Here is a 15,959-nt window from a genome sequence, read left to right as displayed (position 1 = left end):
TAATGTTTCTATAATCGTTCAATTCATCGTTTGAAGCACCCCAGGTAATCTGTAATCGCCGCTCTCGCTTCGCCAAACCCATAACACACTTCCGCTCGATATCCTGCCCCCAGCGCCCTCTTTGTGACTATTAGTGCGCATGAAATCCTAATAACTTCAAGAGAATACCGACAGGTTCTATAATGGAACCACTTTTTGTCTTCCCTGTTCCGTTTATGACTACCTACACCAGTAATACCCAGCTTAATCTGCGCATTATTTCGATCGTGGTTTTCACCTGTATTTGCTACCTCTCCATCGGTCTGCCGCTGGCGGTACTCCCCGGATTCATTCACTACGATCTCGGCTACAGTACGCTGGTTGCCGGGGCCGTGATTAGCCTCCAGTATATTTCCACTCTCGTCAGCCGCCCGCATGCCGGGCGCTATACCGATATCTGGGGGCCGAAGAAGGTTGTCAGCCTGGGGATAATCTGCTGCATGATGAGCGGCCTGTTTACGCTGGCCGCCGCGGCCGCGCACGCCAGCCCCATTCTGGCCGTTGCGCTGCTGTTGGTCGGCCGCGTGTTCCTCGGTGTCGGCGAGAGTTTTACCTCTACCGGTTCCACGCTGTGGGGGATTAAAACCGTCGGCGCAATTCACACGTCCCGCGTCATTTCCTGGAACGGGGTCGCCACCTATGTCGCTATGGCCGCCGGTGCGCCGTTGGGGGTGATGCTCAATAGCGCGTTTGGCATCAGCGGCTTCGCAGCGCTGATTGTGATTATCGCCGTCATTGGCCTGCTCTTTGCCCGTACTCGTGCTGACGTCAGCGTCAGCGCGGGCATCAGAGCCCCTTACCACGTCGTAGCGCGTAAAATCTGGCCTTACGGTTTGGGTCTAGGCCTTGGTACGGTAGGCTTCGGGGTGATTGCGACATTTATCACGCTCTACTTCTCCGCGCACGGCTGGCAAGGTGCCGCCTTCACGCTCTCACTGTTCAGTATTGGCTTTATCTGTATTCGTCTGGTGCTGGGTAACACCATCACCCGGTTTGGCGGCATTCGGGTATCGCTGGTCTGCTACGTCTTTGAGTGTCTGGGGCTGCTGATTATCTGGTTTGCCCCTAACGCCTGGATCGCCGGGCTAGGCGCCTTCCTTACCGGCTCCGGTTTCTCGCTGGTCTTCCCGGCTCTGGGCGTCGAAGCGGTCAAACAGGTGGAAGAACAAAACCAGGGGACCGCGCTGGGTACCTATTCTGCCTTTCTTGATTTAGCGTTAGGCATTACCGGCCCCGTCGCTGGCTGGATTGCGGGCTATCAGGGCTTAGACAGCATTTACCTGATAGCCGCCGTGGTCGTGGCAATGGCCTTCGCGCTCATTCTGCGCGTTTATCTGATGCAACGCGCCAGCCGCACGCCTTGCGCAAGCTAACCCGGTGAGGGGCGAAGACATATCGCCCCTGTACATTTATGCAACACCTCTCGTACATTACGTTACACGCCGATACCAATCACTCACGGAAAGACCAATAGCCCGCAGGTATAGTTCTTTCAACGGCCCCGCAGTGGGGTTGAATGAAAAAACCAATTCGAGGGTATGAGAATGAAAAAAGTATTAGCTCTGGTTGTTGCCGCTGCTATGGGTCTGTCTTCTGCTGCTTTCGCTGCTGACGCGACGGCAACGCCGGCTCCGGCTGCAACTGCGACCGCCACTCACGCGGCTCCGGCAAAAACCACTCACCACAAGAAACACAAAAAAGCAGCACCGGCGCAGAAAGCGCAGGCTGCCAAAAAACACAAAAAAGCAGCCACTAAACCGGCGGTAGAACAGAAAGCTCAGGCCGCTAAGAAACACAAAAAAGCAGCCACTAAACCGGCTGTAGCGCAGAAAGCGCAGGCTGCTAAAAAACACAAAAAAGCCGTAAAACACGAAGCCGCTAAACCGGCAGCACAACCGACTGCTTAATTATTTTGATACGCAATCGGCGCGTTCTTCGCGCCGATTCAGGCAGACAGGTGCATGACGTCGCGTCGCCCCCGACGCCGGTGTTAGCCCTCCTGGCTGAGGTGATCAATTATCCGCATCGGCGCGACTTCAGCGCCGATTTTTCCCGGAGAGCCAACCATGTTGCGGCGTTATCGTTTCGAGCTCATCCTGGCATTACTGATCGTTTGCGCACTTATCGCGACTCAGTTCTTCTTTTACTGAATGTAGTTCGCTGATTTTACTCCCACTTTTCATATCTCCCGTCTATAGTAGTCTCACTGGGTTTAGTTTTTATAATCATAATTGCCCCATCAGAGAGTGATATGCGTACAGCCTTTGTGTGTTGTTTACTGGGATCGTTATCCGTTCTGCCTTTAATAACTCATGCTGATGACGGTGATAGCGGCATTAGCGCAAAAGAAATTAAGACTCTGTTTTTTGGTCAGGACGATCGCGTCCTCGTCAGCCACCCGGCGCAAGAACCGTGGGACGCCATCGGGCAACTTGAAACCGCCAGCGGTAATCTGTGCACCGCCACGCTGATTTCTCCACATCTGGCCTTAACTGCCGGACACTGTCTGCTGGAGCCGCCAGGCGGTAAGCTGGACAAAGCGGTAGCCCTGCGCTTCGTATCGCAGAAAGGCAGCTGGCGCTATGAAATTCATGGTATTGAGGGACGCGTTGACCCTTCGCTGGGCAAACGACTGAAGCCAGACGGCGACGGCTGGATTGTGCCATCCTCAGCGGCACCGTGGGATTTTGGCCTGATCGTACTGCGCTACCCGCCTTCCGGTATTACGCCACTGCCGCTGTTTACCGGCGACAAAGCCGAACTCACTGCCGCGCTGAAAGCCGCCGGGCGAAAAGTGACGCAGTCAGGTTACCCCGTCGATCATCTGGACTCACTGTACAGTCATGAAGATTGTACCGTCACCGGCTGGGCGCAGTCTTCGGTGCTTTCGCACCAGTGCGATACGCTGCCGGGTGATAGCGGTTCCCCGCTGCTGTTGAAAACGGATGCTGGCTGGCAGCTGATCGCAGTACAAAGCTCAGCACCGGCAGCCAAAGATCGCTGGCGTGCCGACAATCGCGCCATCGCCGTGACCGGCTTCCGCGACAAACTGGAAGCGCTTGCCGCGGGTAACTAGCTCAGAAGCTGCTGGTGTCGCAACGCCAGCAGCGAAGATAGCGGCATCGGCTCGCTGAAATAGAATCCCTGAAGCTGATCGCAGCCCGCCAGCCGCAGCAGCTTCATCTGTCTCTCCGTTTCTACCCCTTCGGCAATCACCGTCATGCCTAGCGCGCTGGCAATTCGAATCGTGCCCCCCACCAGCGCAGCGGCCTGATCGTCGTCGTCCACCAGCCCGGCCAGCGATTTATCAATTTTAATCGTGTCGAAATTGAAGCGACGCAAATAGCCGATGCTGGAATAACCGGTGCCAAAATCATCCAATGCCACGGCGGTACCCAACGCTTTCAGATTCGCGATCGCCGCACGCGCGCGCTCCGGTTTTTCCAGCACGTAGGTCTCTGTCACCTCAAGCTGTAGCCTGGACGGCGGAAAACCGGATGATTTCAGCACGCTGGAAACCTTATTTTCAAACTCAGGGTCGCGGAATTGGGCTGGCGAAATGTTCACCGATAGCTTGAGATCGTTGTGCGCCAGCAGATCGTGACACGCGCGATCCAGCACAAACTGCCCAAGCGAATAGATAAGCCCACTGGTTTCGGCAATAGCAATAAACGCATCGGGCATCAGCTCACCTTTCTCCCGTCGCGGCCAGCGCACCAGCGCCTCAACGCCAATCATCACCTGCGTTCGCGCACAGACGATCGGCTGGTACCAAACCTCAAACTCATTGTGTTCCAGCCCGTGGCGAATTTCATTTTCGATAGCGACCAGGTATTCGCGCGCGCGGTTAAGTTCAGCGTCGTAGTGGGTAATGCGCCCTTTGCCGGTCATTTTCGAGTGATACATGGCGATATCCGCCTGACGGAAGAGCTCTGAGCTCGCGCTCTCCTGCAATTTACCGCTGGCAATACCTATGCTGGCGCTAATATGCAACGTACGGCCGTCGATACGGATGGGCGCATTCAGATAATCCAGCACGCTTCCCGCGAAGGCTGCCGCGCGCGCTTCTGAATGCTCACCGCCCACGGTCATCGCAAACTCATCGCCTCCCATGCGCGCCAGCATTCCGCCCGGAGGCACCAGCGTTTGTAGCATGGCGGCGATGCGAATAATCAGAATGTCGCCGACATCATGGCCATGAATGTCATTAACATCCTTAAAACCATCCAGATCGATAAACACCACCGTTTTCACGTCGCGATCGCCGCGCTGGCTGATGCGCTCAAGCTGTTCAATCAGCGCACGCCGGTTGGGCAGATGGCTCAACCAGTCGGTTAATGCAATTTCTCGCGCCTGCCGCTCCCCGCGCGCCAGTTTCCATAAGCCTAAGCTGCTGAGCAGGATGAACAGCAGAATTAACCCGGCGGCAAGCAGGACAATCTCACGAATTTGCGGTGACGCCGCGCTGGCAGCCTCGGCCCCCGGCTGTCGGAGTTGCCAATCAAGCCAGCCCACCACCTTTCCCCCGGAGGTTCGCACTGGAATGTTGTACTGGTTCTGCGGCGCGGTACCCAACGTCAGATTTTCAATCTGGAACGTATTTCCCAGATTGTTGAGCAAGGTGGGATTGATATGTCGGGTGATCACCAGATAACGTCGCGTCGCATCGTAGACCTGTAAGCGCCCGACCATTGGGCGAATCAGGCCGATCCCCACAAAAGCAATCCCCGCTTGCGTCTGGGTAATGCCGGCAAAAGCATTGCTCCCCCGACGCAGTGCCTCCTCATTTTGGCTAATAAGCGCTTCCAGCCCCTCACCAAAAAAATCGAGATTACGTTCGCTAAACGGCGAGCTATGAAACGATCCCCAGAGAACACGATAGTTTTCATCCAGGACGAATGTGCCATCGTAGAGATTATTAATTTTGAAGCCCGTTCCCCAGGTATTATACAGCCACGTGGTGTCCAGCTGCGGCGCATAAACCTGACGGACGGCGTCATCCCAGATAGAGTTGTCGGTGACGAGTGAGAGCACGCGGTTAATGGATGTCTGAAGGGCTCCATCGACAGAAAGTGCTGAACGGCGGGCATCGATATCGTTAGTTTTGCTACTGATTAGATTCTGCGACAGGTAGAGCAGTGAAATAATAGAAAAGATCAGGCCAATGCCTGCTAAAAAAATCATCACGAACAGCGTTCTGGCCGTGGCAATATTACGCCAGCGTGACGGATTAAACATGCCCCACCCTCGCAGTCACAAAGCGAACCCTTTGTAACAAGCGTAATACAGACCGCGAATTTCGCTGCCCGATTTCCCGGGCAGCTATCACATCAGGCGAGTTTAATCAGTACCATCCCGATCAGCAGCAGGCCAAGTCCAACCCAGCCCTTATTATTCAGGCGCTGACCAAAGAGGATCCACCCCGCCGCCAGAGTGGCCGCGACGCCGAAGCCCCCCCAGATGGCATAGGCGACCGACAGATCGATCCCCTTTACGGCCTGCGACAGGGCGCTGAACGCGGCCAGTACCGCAGCTAACGAGAGGAATCCGTACAGTTTGTTACGGAAGCCGTCAGAGAACTTCAGGAAAATATTAGCAACGATTTCAAGAACAATAGAGCCTGCCAGCCAGAGACCGTGAATCAATTCAAACTTAGGCATGATTCACCTCTTTATTGATCGCAACGCTCTTCTTCGGCGCTTTACGCGTACCCGATTTGATCAGCACAATACCGGCGATCAGCGTTGCCAGACCTGCTGCTTTCATCAGCGTCAGGCTTTCGTCAAAGACCAGTACGCTGAAAAGCGTAATCAGCAAAATACCGATACCTTCCCAAAGCGCGTAGGCGACACCGAGGGCGATTTTCTTAACCGCAAACGAAAGAAAAATATAAGACAGTGAGATCATCACCAGCATTAAAATAAAACCGGTATTACCATCGCTTACGCTTGCCCATTTCATAGACAGCGTACCTGTAATTTCGGCCACAATAGCCAGGGCTAATAAAATCCAGTAAAACATAGTCCTTCTCCTGCATGAGAATATAATCCGTTGCAGCTCGCGACACGGCGCAAACTGAAATAAAATGATTAAAATTTAGCTCAGACGAAGAAAAAGACTACAGCGCGTTGCGCCAGTGGTGCTCACCGCAGAAGGCAGAAAAGGAAGGAAAAACAGTGGATTGAGTAGAAATGTACGTCCTGAACATATTGTCCATAAAATTACAATTATCCGCGGTATTGCTTCTCATCATTGCGGATTAAAATTGTCCTCAGTAGTTAAACACAGCTAATTTCTAACACAGTTGTCGAAGTATCTCAAAATGTTTTCAAATCTTTACTGATGTTGTTTGATGTACATTCATTTATTATAAGCCAATTCGCAATTATCATAATCAGCAGAGTTTATAGCAGGAGCTATCATGTCCAGGCCGATCATCACGCTTAATGGATTAAAAATCGTCATCATGCTCGGCATGCTGGTTATCATTCTGACAGGGATCCGATTTGCTGCGGAGATCATCGTCCCTTTCGTGCTGGCGCTGTTTATCGCCGTGGTGCTCAACCCGGTCGTTCAGCTGTTGGTGCGCTGCCGCGTACCGCGGGTCCTCGGCATCTCGCTACTGATTGTGGTAATTATTCTGGTGGCCGTACTGCTGCTGGCCTCGCTCGGTACATCACTTAACGAACTGACCCGCACGCTGCCACAGTACCGCTCGTCGCTGGCGGTACCGATCTATAACCTGCAGCCGTGGATGCAACGATTTGGTATCAGCGTCAGTCCCGAAGAACTGATTAAATACATTGACCCCAATGCCGCCATGACACTGGTTTCACGGCTACTGTCGCAACTCTCGAACGCCATGTCATCCATTTTTCTGCTGCTGCTGACGGTAGTGTTTATGCTACTGGAAGTACCGCAGCTACCCGCAAAACTTCAGCAGATTATGTCACGTCCGGTAGAGGGAATGGCGGCGATTCAGCGAGGGCTGGACAGCGTATCGCACTATCTGGTGCTGAAAACGGCGATTAGCCTGGTAACGGGTCTGGTCGTATGGGGCATGCTGGAGCTGCTGGGCGTACGTTTTGCCTTTATCTGGGGGCTGCTGGCCTTTGCGCTCAACTATATTCCGAATATCGGCTCGGTGCTGGCGGCGATTCCCCCTATTTTGCAGGTTCTGGTCTTTAGCGGCTTTTACGATGCGCTTATCGTACTTGCGGGGTATCTGGTCATAAATCTCGTTTTTGGCAATATTCTCGAGCCCCGCATCATGGGACGCGGCCTGGGGCTCTCCACGCTGGTGGTGTTCTTATCGTTAATTTTCTGGGGCTGGCTGCTGGGCCCGGTCGGTATGCTGCTGTCCGTGCCGCTCACCATTATCGTAAAAATCGCGCTGGAACAGACCGAGGGCGGTAAAAGCATCGCGATTCTGCTCAGCGACCTCAGTAAATAGCCGTCAGAATAGCGACAGCAGCAGCGCAACGGGAAAGCTGAACGGCCACGTTGCGCCAATTAAAAAGGTGGCAATCAGACGAATTGAGGTGCTTTCTTTGGTGAGAAACCAGGTAATTCCGCCGCAAATAACCGCCATGATGGCGTAGAAAATGAGCATATGTTGGTACAGCGTCACCAATTGAGTCCTTACCATTGATCGTTAAAGCGGCGCAATATGCTACGTTTTTTGACGTACATCAAGTTTTTCGCCGCTTATCGCGTGAAGCTATTCAATCCACGCAGAACTATCTCCAGATAAATTAACTGCGTGAACACTTAAAACTAAAGTCACGGTACGCCTCTTTAGTTTTTCATGCTGTGATTTGGCTTACACTTAGCGTTTTGGTTTGGAGGCGGCAAAAATGCTGTCGGTGGTAGGGTCGCTCACATAATGATTCGGATCGTACTGCGGAATGAAATTGACTTTTTCGACATCCCAGGCCTCGGCCAGGCAAGCAGCCGTTATGTGGTTATCGCCATCACAGGCGGCAATACGGCCTGCTGAATAATAAATACCTATACCCATCACGGCCGCCACGACGGCAGCGCTAAATACCATACTCTTTTTCATTTCTCTGACTATGCCCGGTTTTACAACGGCGCGGATCCTCGCACGTTGCTCCGGGCATGTCAAAATGCCGCGCGGCGCGGCAGTTTTTGTGCCTACCGCAAAGGGGGTAATCAGTGTTTAATCATGACATGCCGCACCACGGTGTAATCCTCCAGCCCGTACATCGACATATCCTTGCCGTAGCCCGACAGTTTTTGCCCACCGTGTGGCATTTCGCTGACCAGCATAAAGTGGGTGTTGACCCAGGTGCAGCCGTACTGCAAGCGCGCGCTCAAACGATGTGCGCGGCCAACGTCCTGGGTCCACACCGATGAGGCCAGCCCATAGTGTGAATCGTTAGCCCACGCCAGCACTTGCTCTTCACTGTCAAAGACGGTCACGCTGACAACCGGGCCAAACACTTCACGCTGGACGATGTCATCTTCCTGGCGCGCACCCGCCAGCAGCGTTGGCTGGAAATAGAATCCTTTACCCGCGACCTTTTCACCGCCGGTCACCACCTTAACGTGCGGCAACGCTTTGGCGCGCGCCACGGCCTCACTAACGCGCGTAAGATGTGCCTGCGAGCTCAACGGCCCCAGTTCGGTGCTCTCATCTTCCGGCGCCCCCACCTTCAGGCTGGCTACCGCTGCGCCAAGCCTGGCGACCAGCCGGTCATAAACACCCTGCTGCGCGTAGATACGACAGGCCGCGGTACAGTCCTGCCCGGCGTTATAGAAACCAAAGGTTCTGACGCCCTCCACCACCGCATCAATATCGGCATCATCAAAAACGATTACCGGCGCTTTCCCACCCAATTCCATGTGCGTGCGCTTAATCGAGGATGCCGTGTGCGCCAGAATATGCTCGCCGGTAGCAATTGAGCCTGTCAACGAAACCATCCGCACCCTGGCATGCCCGGTCAGCGGATCGCCCACGGTTGCGCCGCGCCCAAACAGCACGCTCAGCACGCCTGCCGGGAAGATATCTTTAGCCAGCTCGGCCAGCTTCAACGCCGTAAGCGGCGTGATCTCAGAAGGTTTTAGCACCACGCAGTTACCCGCCGCCAGCGCCGGTGCCAGCTTCCACGCGGCCATCATCAGCGGATAGTTCCACGGTGCGATAGACGCCACTACGCCAATCGGATCCCGGCGAATCATGGAGGTATGGCCTTCCAGATACTCCCCGGCAGCCAGTCCGTTCAGGCAGCGCGCTGCACCGGCAAAGAAGCGGAACACATCCACCACCGCGGGAATTTCATCATTCGCCACGCAGTGCAGCGGTTTGCCGCAGTTGAGCGATTCGAGTCGGGCGAAGGTCTCTGCGTGCGCTTCAATAACGTCTGCCAGTTTTAACAAACACTCCGACCGCTGTTTCGGCGTCGTTTGCCCCCACTGGACAAATGCGCGATCGGCGGCATTCACCGCTGCGTCAACCTGTGTAGCCGAAGCCTCGGTGATCGTCAGCAGGATCTCACCCGTCGCCGGGTTATAGACCGGCTGCGCTTCGCCTTCACCGGCCACCAGTTCACCGTTAATCAGTAACTTATGTTGCATAGCATGATCCTGTTTTATTTAAATGTCGTCCCACCGCCAGTGGCTGCCTCGTCTTCGCGCGTCAGCCACCACGCCCCTAAAATCGGTATCATCGTCAGCACCATGACCAACAACGCGACCACATTGGTCACCGGCACATCGCGCGGCCGGCCCAATTGGTTCAGCAACCACAGCGGCAGCGTGCGCTCGTGGCCGGCGGTAAACGTGGTGACGATAATTTCATCAAACGATAGCGCAAACGCCAGCATGCCTCCTGCCAGCAGCGCCGATCCAAGGTTCGGCAGCACCACATAACGGAAGGTTTGCCAGCCGTTGGCGCCGAGATCCATCGACGCCTCCACCAGACTCCACGATGTCCGGCGAAAGCGGGCAATGACATTGTTAAATACCACCACGACGCAAAAAGTCGCGTGACCAATCACAATCGTGAACAGCCCCGGTTCAAGGTTCACCGTTTTAAACGCCGTCAGCAACGCCAGGCCAGTGACGATGCCGGGTAAGGCAATGGGAAGTAACAGCAACAGCGATATCGCGCTTTTACCAAAGAAATCCCGTCGCCAGAGCGCTGCTGCAGCAAGCGTGCCAAGTACCAGCGCAATCGCCGTCGACAACGCGGCAATTTTAAGTGACAGTGTCACTGCATCATAAATATCGCTGCGCCCTGCCGCCTCGCTAAACCAGTGCAGCGTCAGGCCTTGAGGGGGAAAACTGAACGCGGCATCCTCGGTGTTGAACGCGTACAGCGCAATAATGACCAGCGGGAAATGGAGGAAAATCACGCCGCCCCACGCGGCAACTTTGAGAAACCGCGGTGCTCGCTCAGAGTGCATCGAACGCTCCCAGACGTTTCACGAACGCCAGATAGAGGGCAATCAGCACAATGGGCACGAGGGTAAACGCCGCCGCCATCGGCATGTTGCCGATAGCCCCTTGCTGGGAATAAACCATGTTGCCAATAAAGTAGCCCGGCGGCCCCACCAGCTGCGGGACGATAAAGTCTCCCAGCGTTAGCGAAAAGGTAAAAATCGACCCTGCGGCAATCCCCGGAATCGCCAGCGGTAATACCACATGACGGAAGGTCTGACGAGGCAGCGCCCCCAGGTCAGCGGAAGCCTGTAATAACGAGCCGGGAATGCGCTCCAGCGCGGCCTGCAACGGCAGAATCATAAAGGGTAGCCAGATATAGACGAACACCAGAAAACGCCCCAACCCGGAGGTCGAGAGGGTATTCCCTCCAATGCCAGGTAACGTCAGCACGGCCGCCAGCACCGGCTGTAAGCCCAGATGGTTCAGGAACCACTGCGCGACGCCGTCCTTTGCCAGCAGAAGCGTCCATGCGTAGGCTTTCACAATGTAACTGGCCCACATCGGCAGCATCACCGCCACGTAAAAGAACGCCTTCTGTTTACCGCGGGTGTAGCGCGCCATATACCACGCCATCGGAAAGGCCAGCAGCGCGCTGGCAACGGTCACCGCAACCGCCATGACCAGCGTACGCAGGATGATGTCGTAGTTGGCCGGGTTAAATAACGCGTAGAGGTTTGCCAGCGTTAGCGTTGGCGTAACCGACATCGTGAAATCATCAAAAGTGTAAAAGCCCTGCCACAGCAGCGTGAGCAGTGAGCCAAAATAGACGATGCCAAACCACATCAGCGGCCCAAGCAGCAGTAGAAACAGACCTAGCGTTGGCTTACGCCAGAACAGACTGGATATTTTCCCGGCACTGCGGGAGGGAGGAACCGGCGCCATGCTCATCTCCATTCACCTCCCTCCATCTAACGCCACCATGGCGTCGCGCGGCCAGGAAGCCAGAACTTCGCCTCCTACCGCCGGCCCTTCAGCGTTTAGCCCGACGGAGAAATTAGCCTGGCTGACCAGCAGCTTATCACCGCTTTCCAGCAGCAATTCATAGCGCGTCGCCGCGCCCTGATACTGCACCGCCTGTACCCGACCTTTCACCTGTACTTCACCAACTTCGTTCAGGCGAATATGCTCAGGACGCAGCGCCCAGTTTCCACTCATGCCGCACAACGTTTCGGACATGGTTGGACTAAATACGTTCGAGGTGCCCACAAAGCTGGCGACAAACGGCGTACGTGGCCGCAGATACAACGCGCGCGGCGTGTCTACCTGTTCGAGACGCCCGTTGTTGAACACCGCCACCCGATCGGACATCGACAGCGCTTCCCCCTGATCGTGGGTCACGAAGATAAAGGTAATGCCGAGCTCCTGCTGGAGCTTTTTCAGTTCGAACTGCATCTGCTCACGCAGCTTAAGATCCAGCGCGCCGAGCGGCTCATCAAGAAGCAGTACACGTGGTTCATTCACCAGCGCACGGGCAATCGCCACCCGCTGACGCTGGCCCCCGGAAAGCTGCGAGGGTTTTCGCATCGCGACAAATCCCAGCGCCACCTTTTCTAACGCCTGCGCCGCTTTCGCCTGACGCTCTTTTTTGCCCATCCCCTTAACCATGAGCCCGTAGGCTACATTATCGAGCACCGACATATGGGGAAACAGCGCATAGTCCTGAAACACGGTATTGACGTCGCGCTCCCACGGCGGAAGCTCACTGGCATGACGACCAAAAATCGAAATCGCGCCGCCGGACAGTTGTTCAAACCCGGCAATCAGCCGCAGACAGGTGGTTTTGCCGGAGCCTGACGGCCCCAGCATGGAAAAGAACTCACCGTCATGGATAGCAATGCTCACGCCATCTACCGCCCGAACGTCGCCATAAAATCGCGAGACGTCATGAAACTCTACTGCATAGGTCATGATGGAGTCCCCGACTGATTAACGACCGCCCATAATGGCGATATAGTCCTGCGTCCAGCGGCTATAGGGAACGTACTTTCCTCCCTCGGCAATCGGGGTTTTCCAGAAGGCAATTTTATCGAAGAAGCTGTAGCCATTGGTTTCACACCCTTTGTCGCCGAGCAACGTACTGGCTTTACATCCTTCCGGCACCACCGGCAGTGAGCCAAACCAGGCCGCGACATCCCCCTGCACCTTTGGCGTCAACGACCAGTTCATCCATTTATAGGCGCAGACCGGATGCTTAGCGTCGGCATGAAGCATGGTGGTATCCGCCCAGCCGGTCACCCCCTCTTTCGGGAACACCGTGGCAATCGGCTGACCTTCGCCTTTCAGACCGTTAGCCTGATACGGCCAGGCGCTGGACGCGACCACGCCTTCGTTTTTGAAGTCGCTCATTTGCACGGTGGTATCGTGCCAGTAGCGGTGAATCAGCGCGTGCTGATCGCGCAGTACCTTGAGCACGGCCTGATATTGTTCTTCAGTCAGCTGGTAGGGATCGCTAATCCCCAGCTGCGGCTGCATCGCTTTGACAAACAGCGCCGCATCGGCAATGTAAATCGGGCCATCATAAGCCTGCACGCGCCCCTGATTCGTCTTGCCGTCCGGTAGGTCCTGCTTCACAAAGACCACGTTCCAGGAGTCCGGCGGCGTGGGAAATGTTTTGGTGTTGTACATCAGCAGGTTTGGCCCCCACTGATACGGCGTACCGTAGACTTTTCCATCAACGTTAAACCAGGCGCCTTTGGCGAGCCGGGGGTCAAGCGTTTTCCAGTTTTCGATAAGCGCGGTATTAATCGGCTGCACGCGTTTGCCCATAATCAGGCGCAGCGAGGCATCACCGGATGCGGTGACCAGGTCATAGCCCCCTTTTGCCATCAGGCTGACCATCTCGTCCGACGTGGCCGCCGTTTTGACGTTCACCTGACAGCCGCTCTCTTTTTCGAACGCCGTCACCCAGTCATACTGTTTATCGGTCTGGCCGCGTTCGACATAGCCCGGCCAGGCAATAATGTCCAGCCGTCCTTCGCCCTTTCCCAGCGATGTCGGCGGTTCGGCGGCGTGGGCAGTGGCGATCGTCACGACCAGCGCGCACAGGCTGCTGTGGGCAAATTTCTTGCTCATAACGTTTTTACTCCTGTCACAATGAAATGGAGCGGCAGCCGTGCCGTTAAAAATATCTCCCTGTTTAAAAATAGACGTCACTAAGGCACTCACCTGCGCCGCAGATAAAAATTTGCACAGGTTGTGACAAAGGGCGCATTCCGCAGAATGAATGAATTGATGCTAATAATATGGATTATAGACAAGGAGTTATCGGTCAATCGCACTATGCGTATTTCCTATGACCGGTGCAATGAAATATCCCCTTAATTAGCATGAATATCATTAAGGGGATAATCTGGAATAAGCGTTTGTGATTAATTCAGCATCTGGCGAATAAGCTTACCGAGGGTTTCCACCGCATGGTCTTCTCTTTCCCCCCAGCCCCAGGCGGTATTAAAGCGAAAGAATGACGCCCAGCTATCGGTGGTTGAAAACATTTTGCCCGGTGCAATACTGATCTGATGCTCCAGCGCTTTTGTGCTTAATGCGCCCGCATCCATTCCCGCCGGTAGCTCCAGCCAGAGAAAATAACCGCTGTCGTTGTGATGAATACGCACCTCAGGCGGCAGCGAGCGCATTAGCGACTGCCACGCCATCTGCTTGCGTTCCGCTAACTGACGGCGCAGACGGCGAAGATGCGCGTCGTAGCGTTTGGTCGCCAGATAATCGACCAACGCCAGCTGCATTGGAGAGCTGGTGGAAAGCGTGCTCATCAGTTGTAAATGCTGAATACGGCGAGCGTGCTTGCCCGCAGCGACCCAGCCAATACGAAAGCCCGGCACCAGACACTTAGAAAATGAACTACAGTGCAGCGTCATATCCTGCTTGTCCCATGCTTTCGCAGGCAGCGGCTTTTCGCGGCCAAAATAGAGTTCGCTGTAGACATCATCTTCAATCAGCGTGACGTTATGCGCCGTGAGGATCTCGACCAACCGCGCCTTTTTCTCCGGCGTCAGCGTAAAGCCCAGCGGATTTTGGCTGTTGGTCATCAGCCAGCAGGCTTTTACCGGATAATGTTGCAACGCCTGTACCAGCGCATCAAGATCGATCCCCTCTTTCACATCGGTCGCAATCGACAGCGCCTTGAGCTTCAGCCGTTCTAACGCCTGCAGCGCGCCGTAGAAACACGGGTTTTCCACGATAACCCAGTCGCCGGGCTCCGTGACCGCCTGGAGGCTCAGGTTCAACGCCTCCAGAGCCCCGGCGGTAATGACAATTTCATCCGGAGAGATCGTCATTCCCTGTAGCGCATAGCGTCGCGCAATCGCATGGCGCAGCTCATCATTACCCGGCGGCAGGTTTTCAATCACGCTCATGGCCGTCGCGGTTTTACTCACCTGGGCCAGCGAGCGGTTCAACTGCTGCAGGGGAAACAGCCGGGGATCGGGAAATGCGGACGCAAACGGCAGCACCGCCGCGTTGCGGCTGGCCTGAAGAACCTCAAAGATATAGGTGTTAATGTCGACAGCGTTATCAGGCATGACCTGCGGTGCCGAGGCCGCGGCACGCGGGGCAACGGGATGCGGCGCCACATAGTAGCCGGACTGCGGGCGCGCGACGATTCTTCCCTGACTCTCCAGCAACTGATAAGCATGACTTACCGTCATAAAACTCATCCCGCTGTTGGCCACCTGCTCGCGTAGCGAAGGCAGCTTATCACCCGGCAGCCACACACCGTGGGCGATCTGTTCCGTCATCTGCTTAGCAAGGCGCTGGTACTTTTTCATGATCAATTCCGCTAGCTCAGTCTGACTGCTATATTATATCAGCGTTAAGAAAAATGCATTTTTATGTAACTGATATGGATGAGTGACTGTACATGGCAGGATCAGATCATCCTCTTCGGCCGACTAACGGTAACTTTCAGGCGGTGAATTAACGATCTTTATTTAGCGTTTACTTATGCAAAATAAATAAGGCCGCAATATAGCGGCCTTAAACCAACAGAACAAAAACATCAGGTTCTACGGGTAACTTCAAATACGTTTGGCGCAACTTCAATAACAGCAAATTGGCTGTAAGATGTTCCTGATGAAGTATAAGGTTTAGCCTCAACATCGCGATCGGGAAGTTCAATAGTTGCGTTAATTCTGGTTAGTAAACAAAGACCTCGAGGGAAAGAGGCGCTTTGCCCCGGGCGAATGTTAAAATGATCGGTACTGCACGCTGCATATTTAATTTCGCCGTGAATACGGTATTTGGTTGTATTCACTACACAGGCCTGCGGGTACGCACCATCAACTTCCTGATCTTTCAGGTCAACAACATTATCCATTTCCATTTTATTCCCTTACCATTTAGGAAATCATATTTGGCTTGTCCGGAAATTAATTTATCATTCCGCACATAACATTCTGTGATAAATATCACGCCAACCAGCACCACGATATATTTCATAC

Annotated in this window: 18 protein-coding genes; 5 read left to right on the top strand and 13 right to left on the bottom strand. The window is 54.5% G+C overall.

The window, feature by feature from the left end; genetic code table 11:
* Positions 1 to 215 precede the first annotated feature (215 nt).
* The 4 genes from M989_RS11295 (at position 216) to M989_RS11285 (ending at position 3,115) form a co-directional block, all read left to right on the top strand.
* The gene (locus tag M989_RS11295) at positions 216 to 1,412 is read left to right on the top strand and encodes an MFS transporter (protein ID WP_064545273.1); all 1,197 of its coding nucleotides are present in this window, start codon (positions 216 to 218) and stop codon (positions 1,410 to 1,412) included.
* Positions 1,413 to 1,583: 171 nt separating this feature from the next.
* Positions 1,584 to 1,946 carry an acid resistance repetitive basic protein Asr gene (gene asr, locus M989_RS11290; protein ID WP_064545271.1) on the top strand — a complete coding sequence of 121 codons (363 nt, stop codon included), beginning with the start codon at positions 1,584 to 1,586 and terminating at the stop codon, positions 1,944 to 1,946.
* A 159-nt stretch (positions 1,947 to 2,105) separates the two neighbouring features.
* The gene (gene ydgU / locus M989_RS26605; protein WP_455648420.1) at positions 2,106 to 2,189 is read left to right on the top strand and encodes a small membrane protein YdgU; all 84 of its coding nucleotides are present in this window, start codon (positions 2,106 to 2,108) and stop codon (positions 2,187 to 2,189) included.
* A 101-nt stretch (positions 2,190 to 2,290) separates the two neighbouring features.
* Entirely contained in the window at positions 2,291 to 3,115 is an 825-nt protein-coding gene (locus tag M989_RS11285) for a trypsin-like serine peptidase (RefSeq protein ID WP_064545268.1), read from the top strand.
* On the opposite strand, the gene M989_RS11280 is transcribed toward M989_RS11285, so the two are convergent.
* From M989_RS11280 to M989_RS26600, 4 genes are all read right to left on the bottom strand, one after another.
* A complete protein-coding gene (locus tag M989_RS11280) occupies positions 3,112 to 5,277 on the bottom strand; it encodes a bifunctional diguanylate cyclase/phosphodiesterase (protein ID WP_064545267.1) in 2,166 nt (721 codons plus the stop codon). The genes M989_RS11285 and M989_RS11280 overlap by 4 nt on opposite strands.
* A 92-nt stretch (positions 5,278 to 5,369) precedes the next feature.
* Positions 5,370 to 5,699, bottom strand: a complete 330-nt coding sequence (gene mdtI / locus M989_RS11275) for a multidrug/spermidine efflux SMR transporter subunit MdtI (protein WP_064545265.1) — start codon at positions 5,697 to 5,699, stop codon at positions 5,370 to 5,372.
* The gene (mdtJ, locus tag M989_RS11270) at positions 5,692 to 6,060 is read right to left on the bottom strand and encodes a multidrug/spermidine efflux SMR transporter subunit MdtJ (protein ID WP_064545263.1); all 369 of its coding nucleotides are present in this window, start codon (positions 6,058 to 6,060) and stop codon (positions 5,692 to 5,694) included. The genes mdtI and mdtJ overlap by 8 nt, the downstream gene beginning before the upstream one ends.
* A 97-nt stretch (positions 6,061 to 6,157) precedes the next feature.
* Positions 6,158 to 6,247, bottom strand: a complete 90-nt coding sequence (locus M989_RS26600) for a protein YdgV (RefSeq protein ID WP_483413964.1) — start codon at positions 6,245 to 6,247, stop codon at positions 6,158 to 6,160.
* A gap of 213 nt (positions 6,248 to 6,460) precedes the next feature.
* Between M989_RS26600 and M989_RS11265 the strand changes: the two genes are divergently transcribed.
* Complete coding sequence (locus tag M989_RS11265) at positions 6,461 to 7,492, top strand: AI-2E family transporter (protein ID WP_064545261.1); 1,032 nt, start codon at positions 6,461 to 6,463, stop codon at positions 7,490 to 7,492.
* A gap of 3 nt (positions 7,493 to 7,495) precedes the next feature.
* On the opposite strand, the gene M989_RS11260 is transcribed toward M989_RS11265, so the two are convergent.
* The 9 genes from M989_RS11260 to M989_RS11220 form a co-directional block, all read right to left on the bottom strand.
* Entirely contained in the window at positions 7,496 to 7,669 is a 174-nt protein-coding gene (locus tag M989_RS11260; RefSeq protein WP_064545259.1) for a GhoT/OrtT family toxin, read from the bottom strand.
* Between the two features lie 198 nt (positions 7,670 to 7,867).
* A complete protein-coding gene (locus M989_RS11255; protein ID WP_157093538.1) occupies positions 7,868 to 8,104 on the bottom strand; it encodes a hypothetical protein in 237 nt (78 codons plus the stop codon).
* Positions 8,105 to 8,214: 110 nt separating this feature from the next.
* Positions 8,215 to 9,639: an aminobutyraldehyde dehydrogenase gene (gene patD, locus M989_RS11250; protein WP_064545255.1), complete on the bottom strand. Its 1,425-nt coding sequence runs from the start codon at positions 9,637 to 9,639 to the stop codon at positions 8,215 to 8,217.
* 14 nt (positions 9,640 to 9,653) lie between these two features.
* Complete coding sequence (locus M989_RS11245; RefSeq protein ID WP_064545253.1) at positions 9,654 to 10,469, bottom strand: ABC transporter permease; 816 nt, start codon at positions 10,467 to 10,469, stop codon at positions 9,654 to 9,656.
* Positions 10,459 to 11,388 (bottom strand): ABC transporter permease, encoded by a 930-nt coding sequence (locus tag M989_RS11240; RefSeq protein ID WP_416374494.1) that lies wholly within the window; start codon positions 11,386 to 11,388, stop codon positions 10,459 to 10,461. Before M989_RS11240 ends, M989_RS11245 begins: the two co-directional genes overlap by 11 nt.
* Positions 11,389 to 11,400: 12 nt before the next feature.
* Positions 11,401 to 12,414, bottom strand: a complete 1,014-nt coding sequence (locus M989_RS11235; RefSeq protein WP_064545249.1) for an ABC transporter ATP-binding protein — start codon at positions 12,412 to 12,414, stop codon at positions 11,401 to 11,403.
* Between the two features lie 18 nt (positions 12,415 to 12,432).
* Positions 12,433 to 13,578, bottom strand: coding sequence for a putative ABC transporter substrate-binding protein YdcS (ydcS, locus tag M989_RS11230; RefSeq protein ID WP_064545248.1), 1,146 nt, complete (start codon positions 13,576 to 13,578; stop codon positions 12,433 to 12,435).
* A gap of 296 nt (positions 13,579 to 13,874) precedes the next feature.
* Complete coding sequence (locus M989_RS11225; RefSeq protein ID WP_064545246.1) at positions 13,875 to 15,287, bottom strand: aminotransferase-like domain-containing protein; 1,413 nt, start codon at positions 15,285 to 15,287, stop codon at positions 13,875 to 13,877.
* Between the two features lie 230 nt (positions 15,288 to 15,517).
* A complete protein-coding gene (locus tag M989_RS11220) occupies positions 15,518 to 15,841 on the bottom strand; it encodes a hypothetical protein (RefSeq protein ID WP_209438762.1) in 324 nt (107 codons plus the stop codon).
* Positions 15,842 to 15,959: the final 118 nt, after the last annotated feature.

It is taken from the genome of Kluyvera georgiana ATCC 51603, assembly GCF_001654985.1.
Classification (GTDB): domain Bacteria; phylum Pseudomonadota; class Gammaproteobacteria; order Enterobacterales; family Enterobacteriaceae; genus Kluyvera; species Kluyvera georgiana.
The sequence above is the reverse complement of the archived record's forward strand: the minus strand, read 5'-3'. Positions and strand labels throughout refer to the sequence as shown.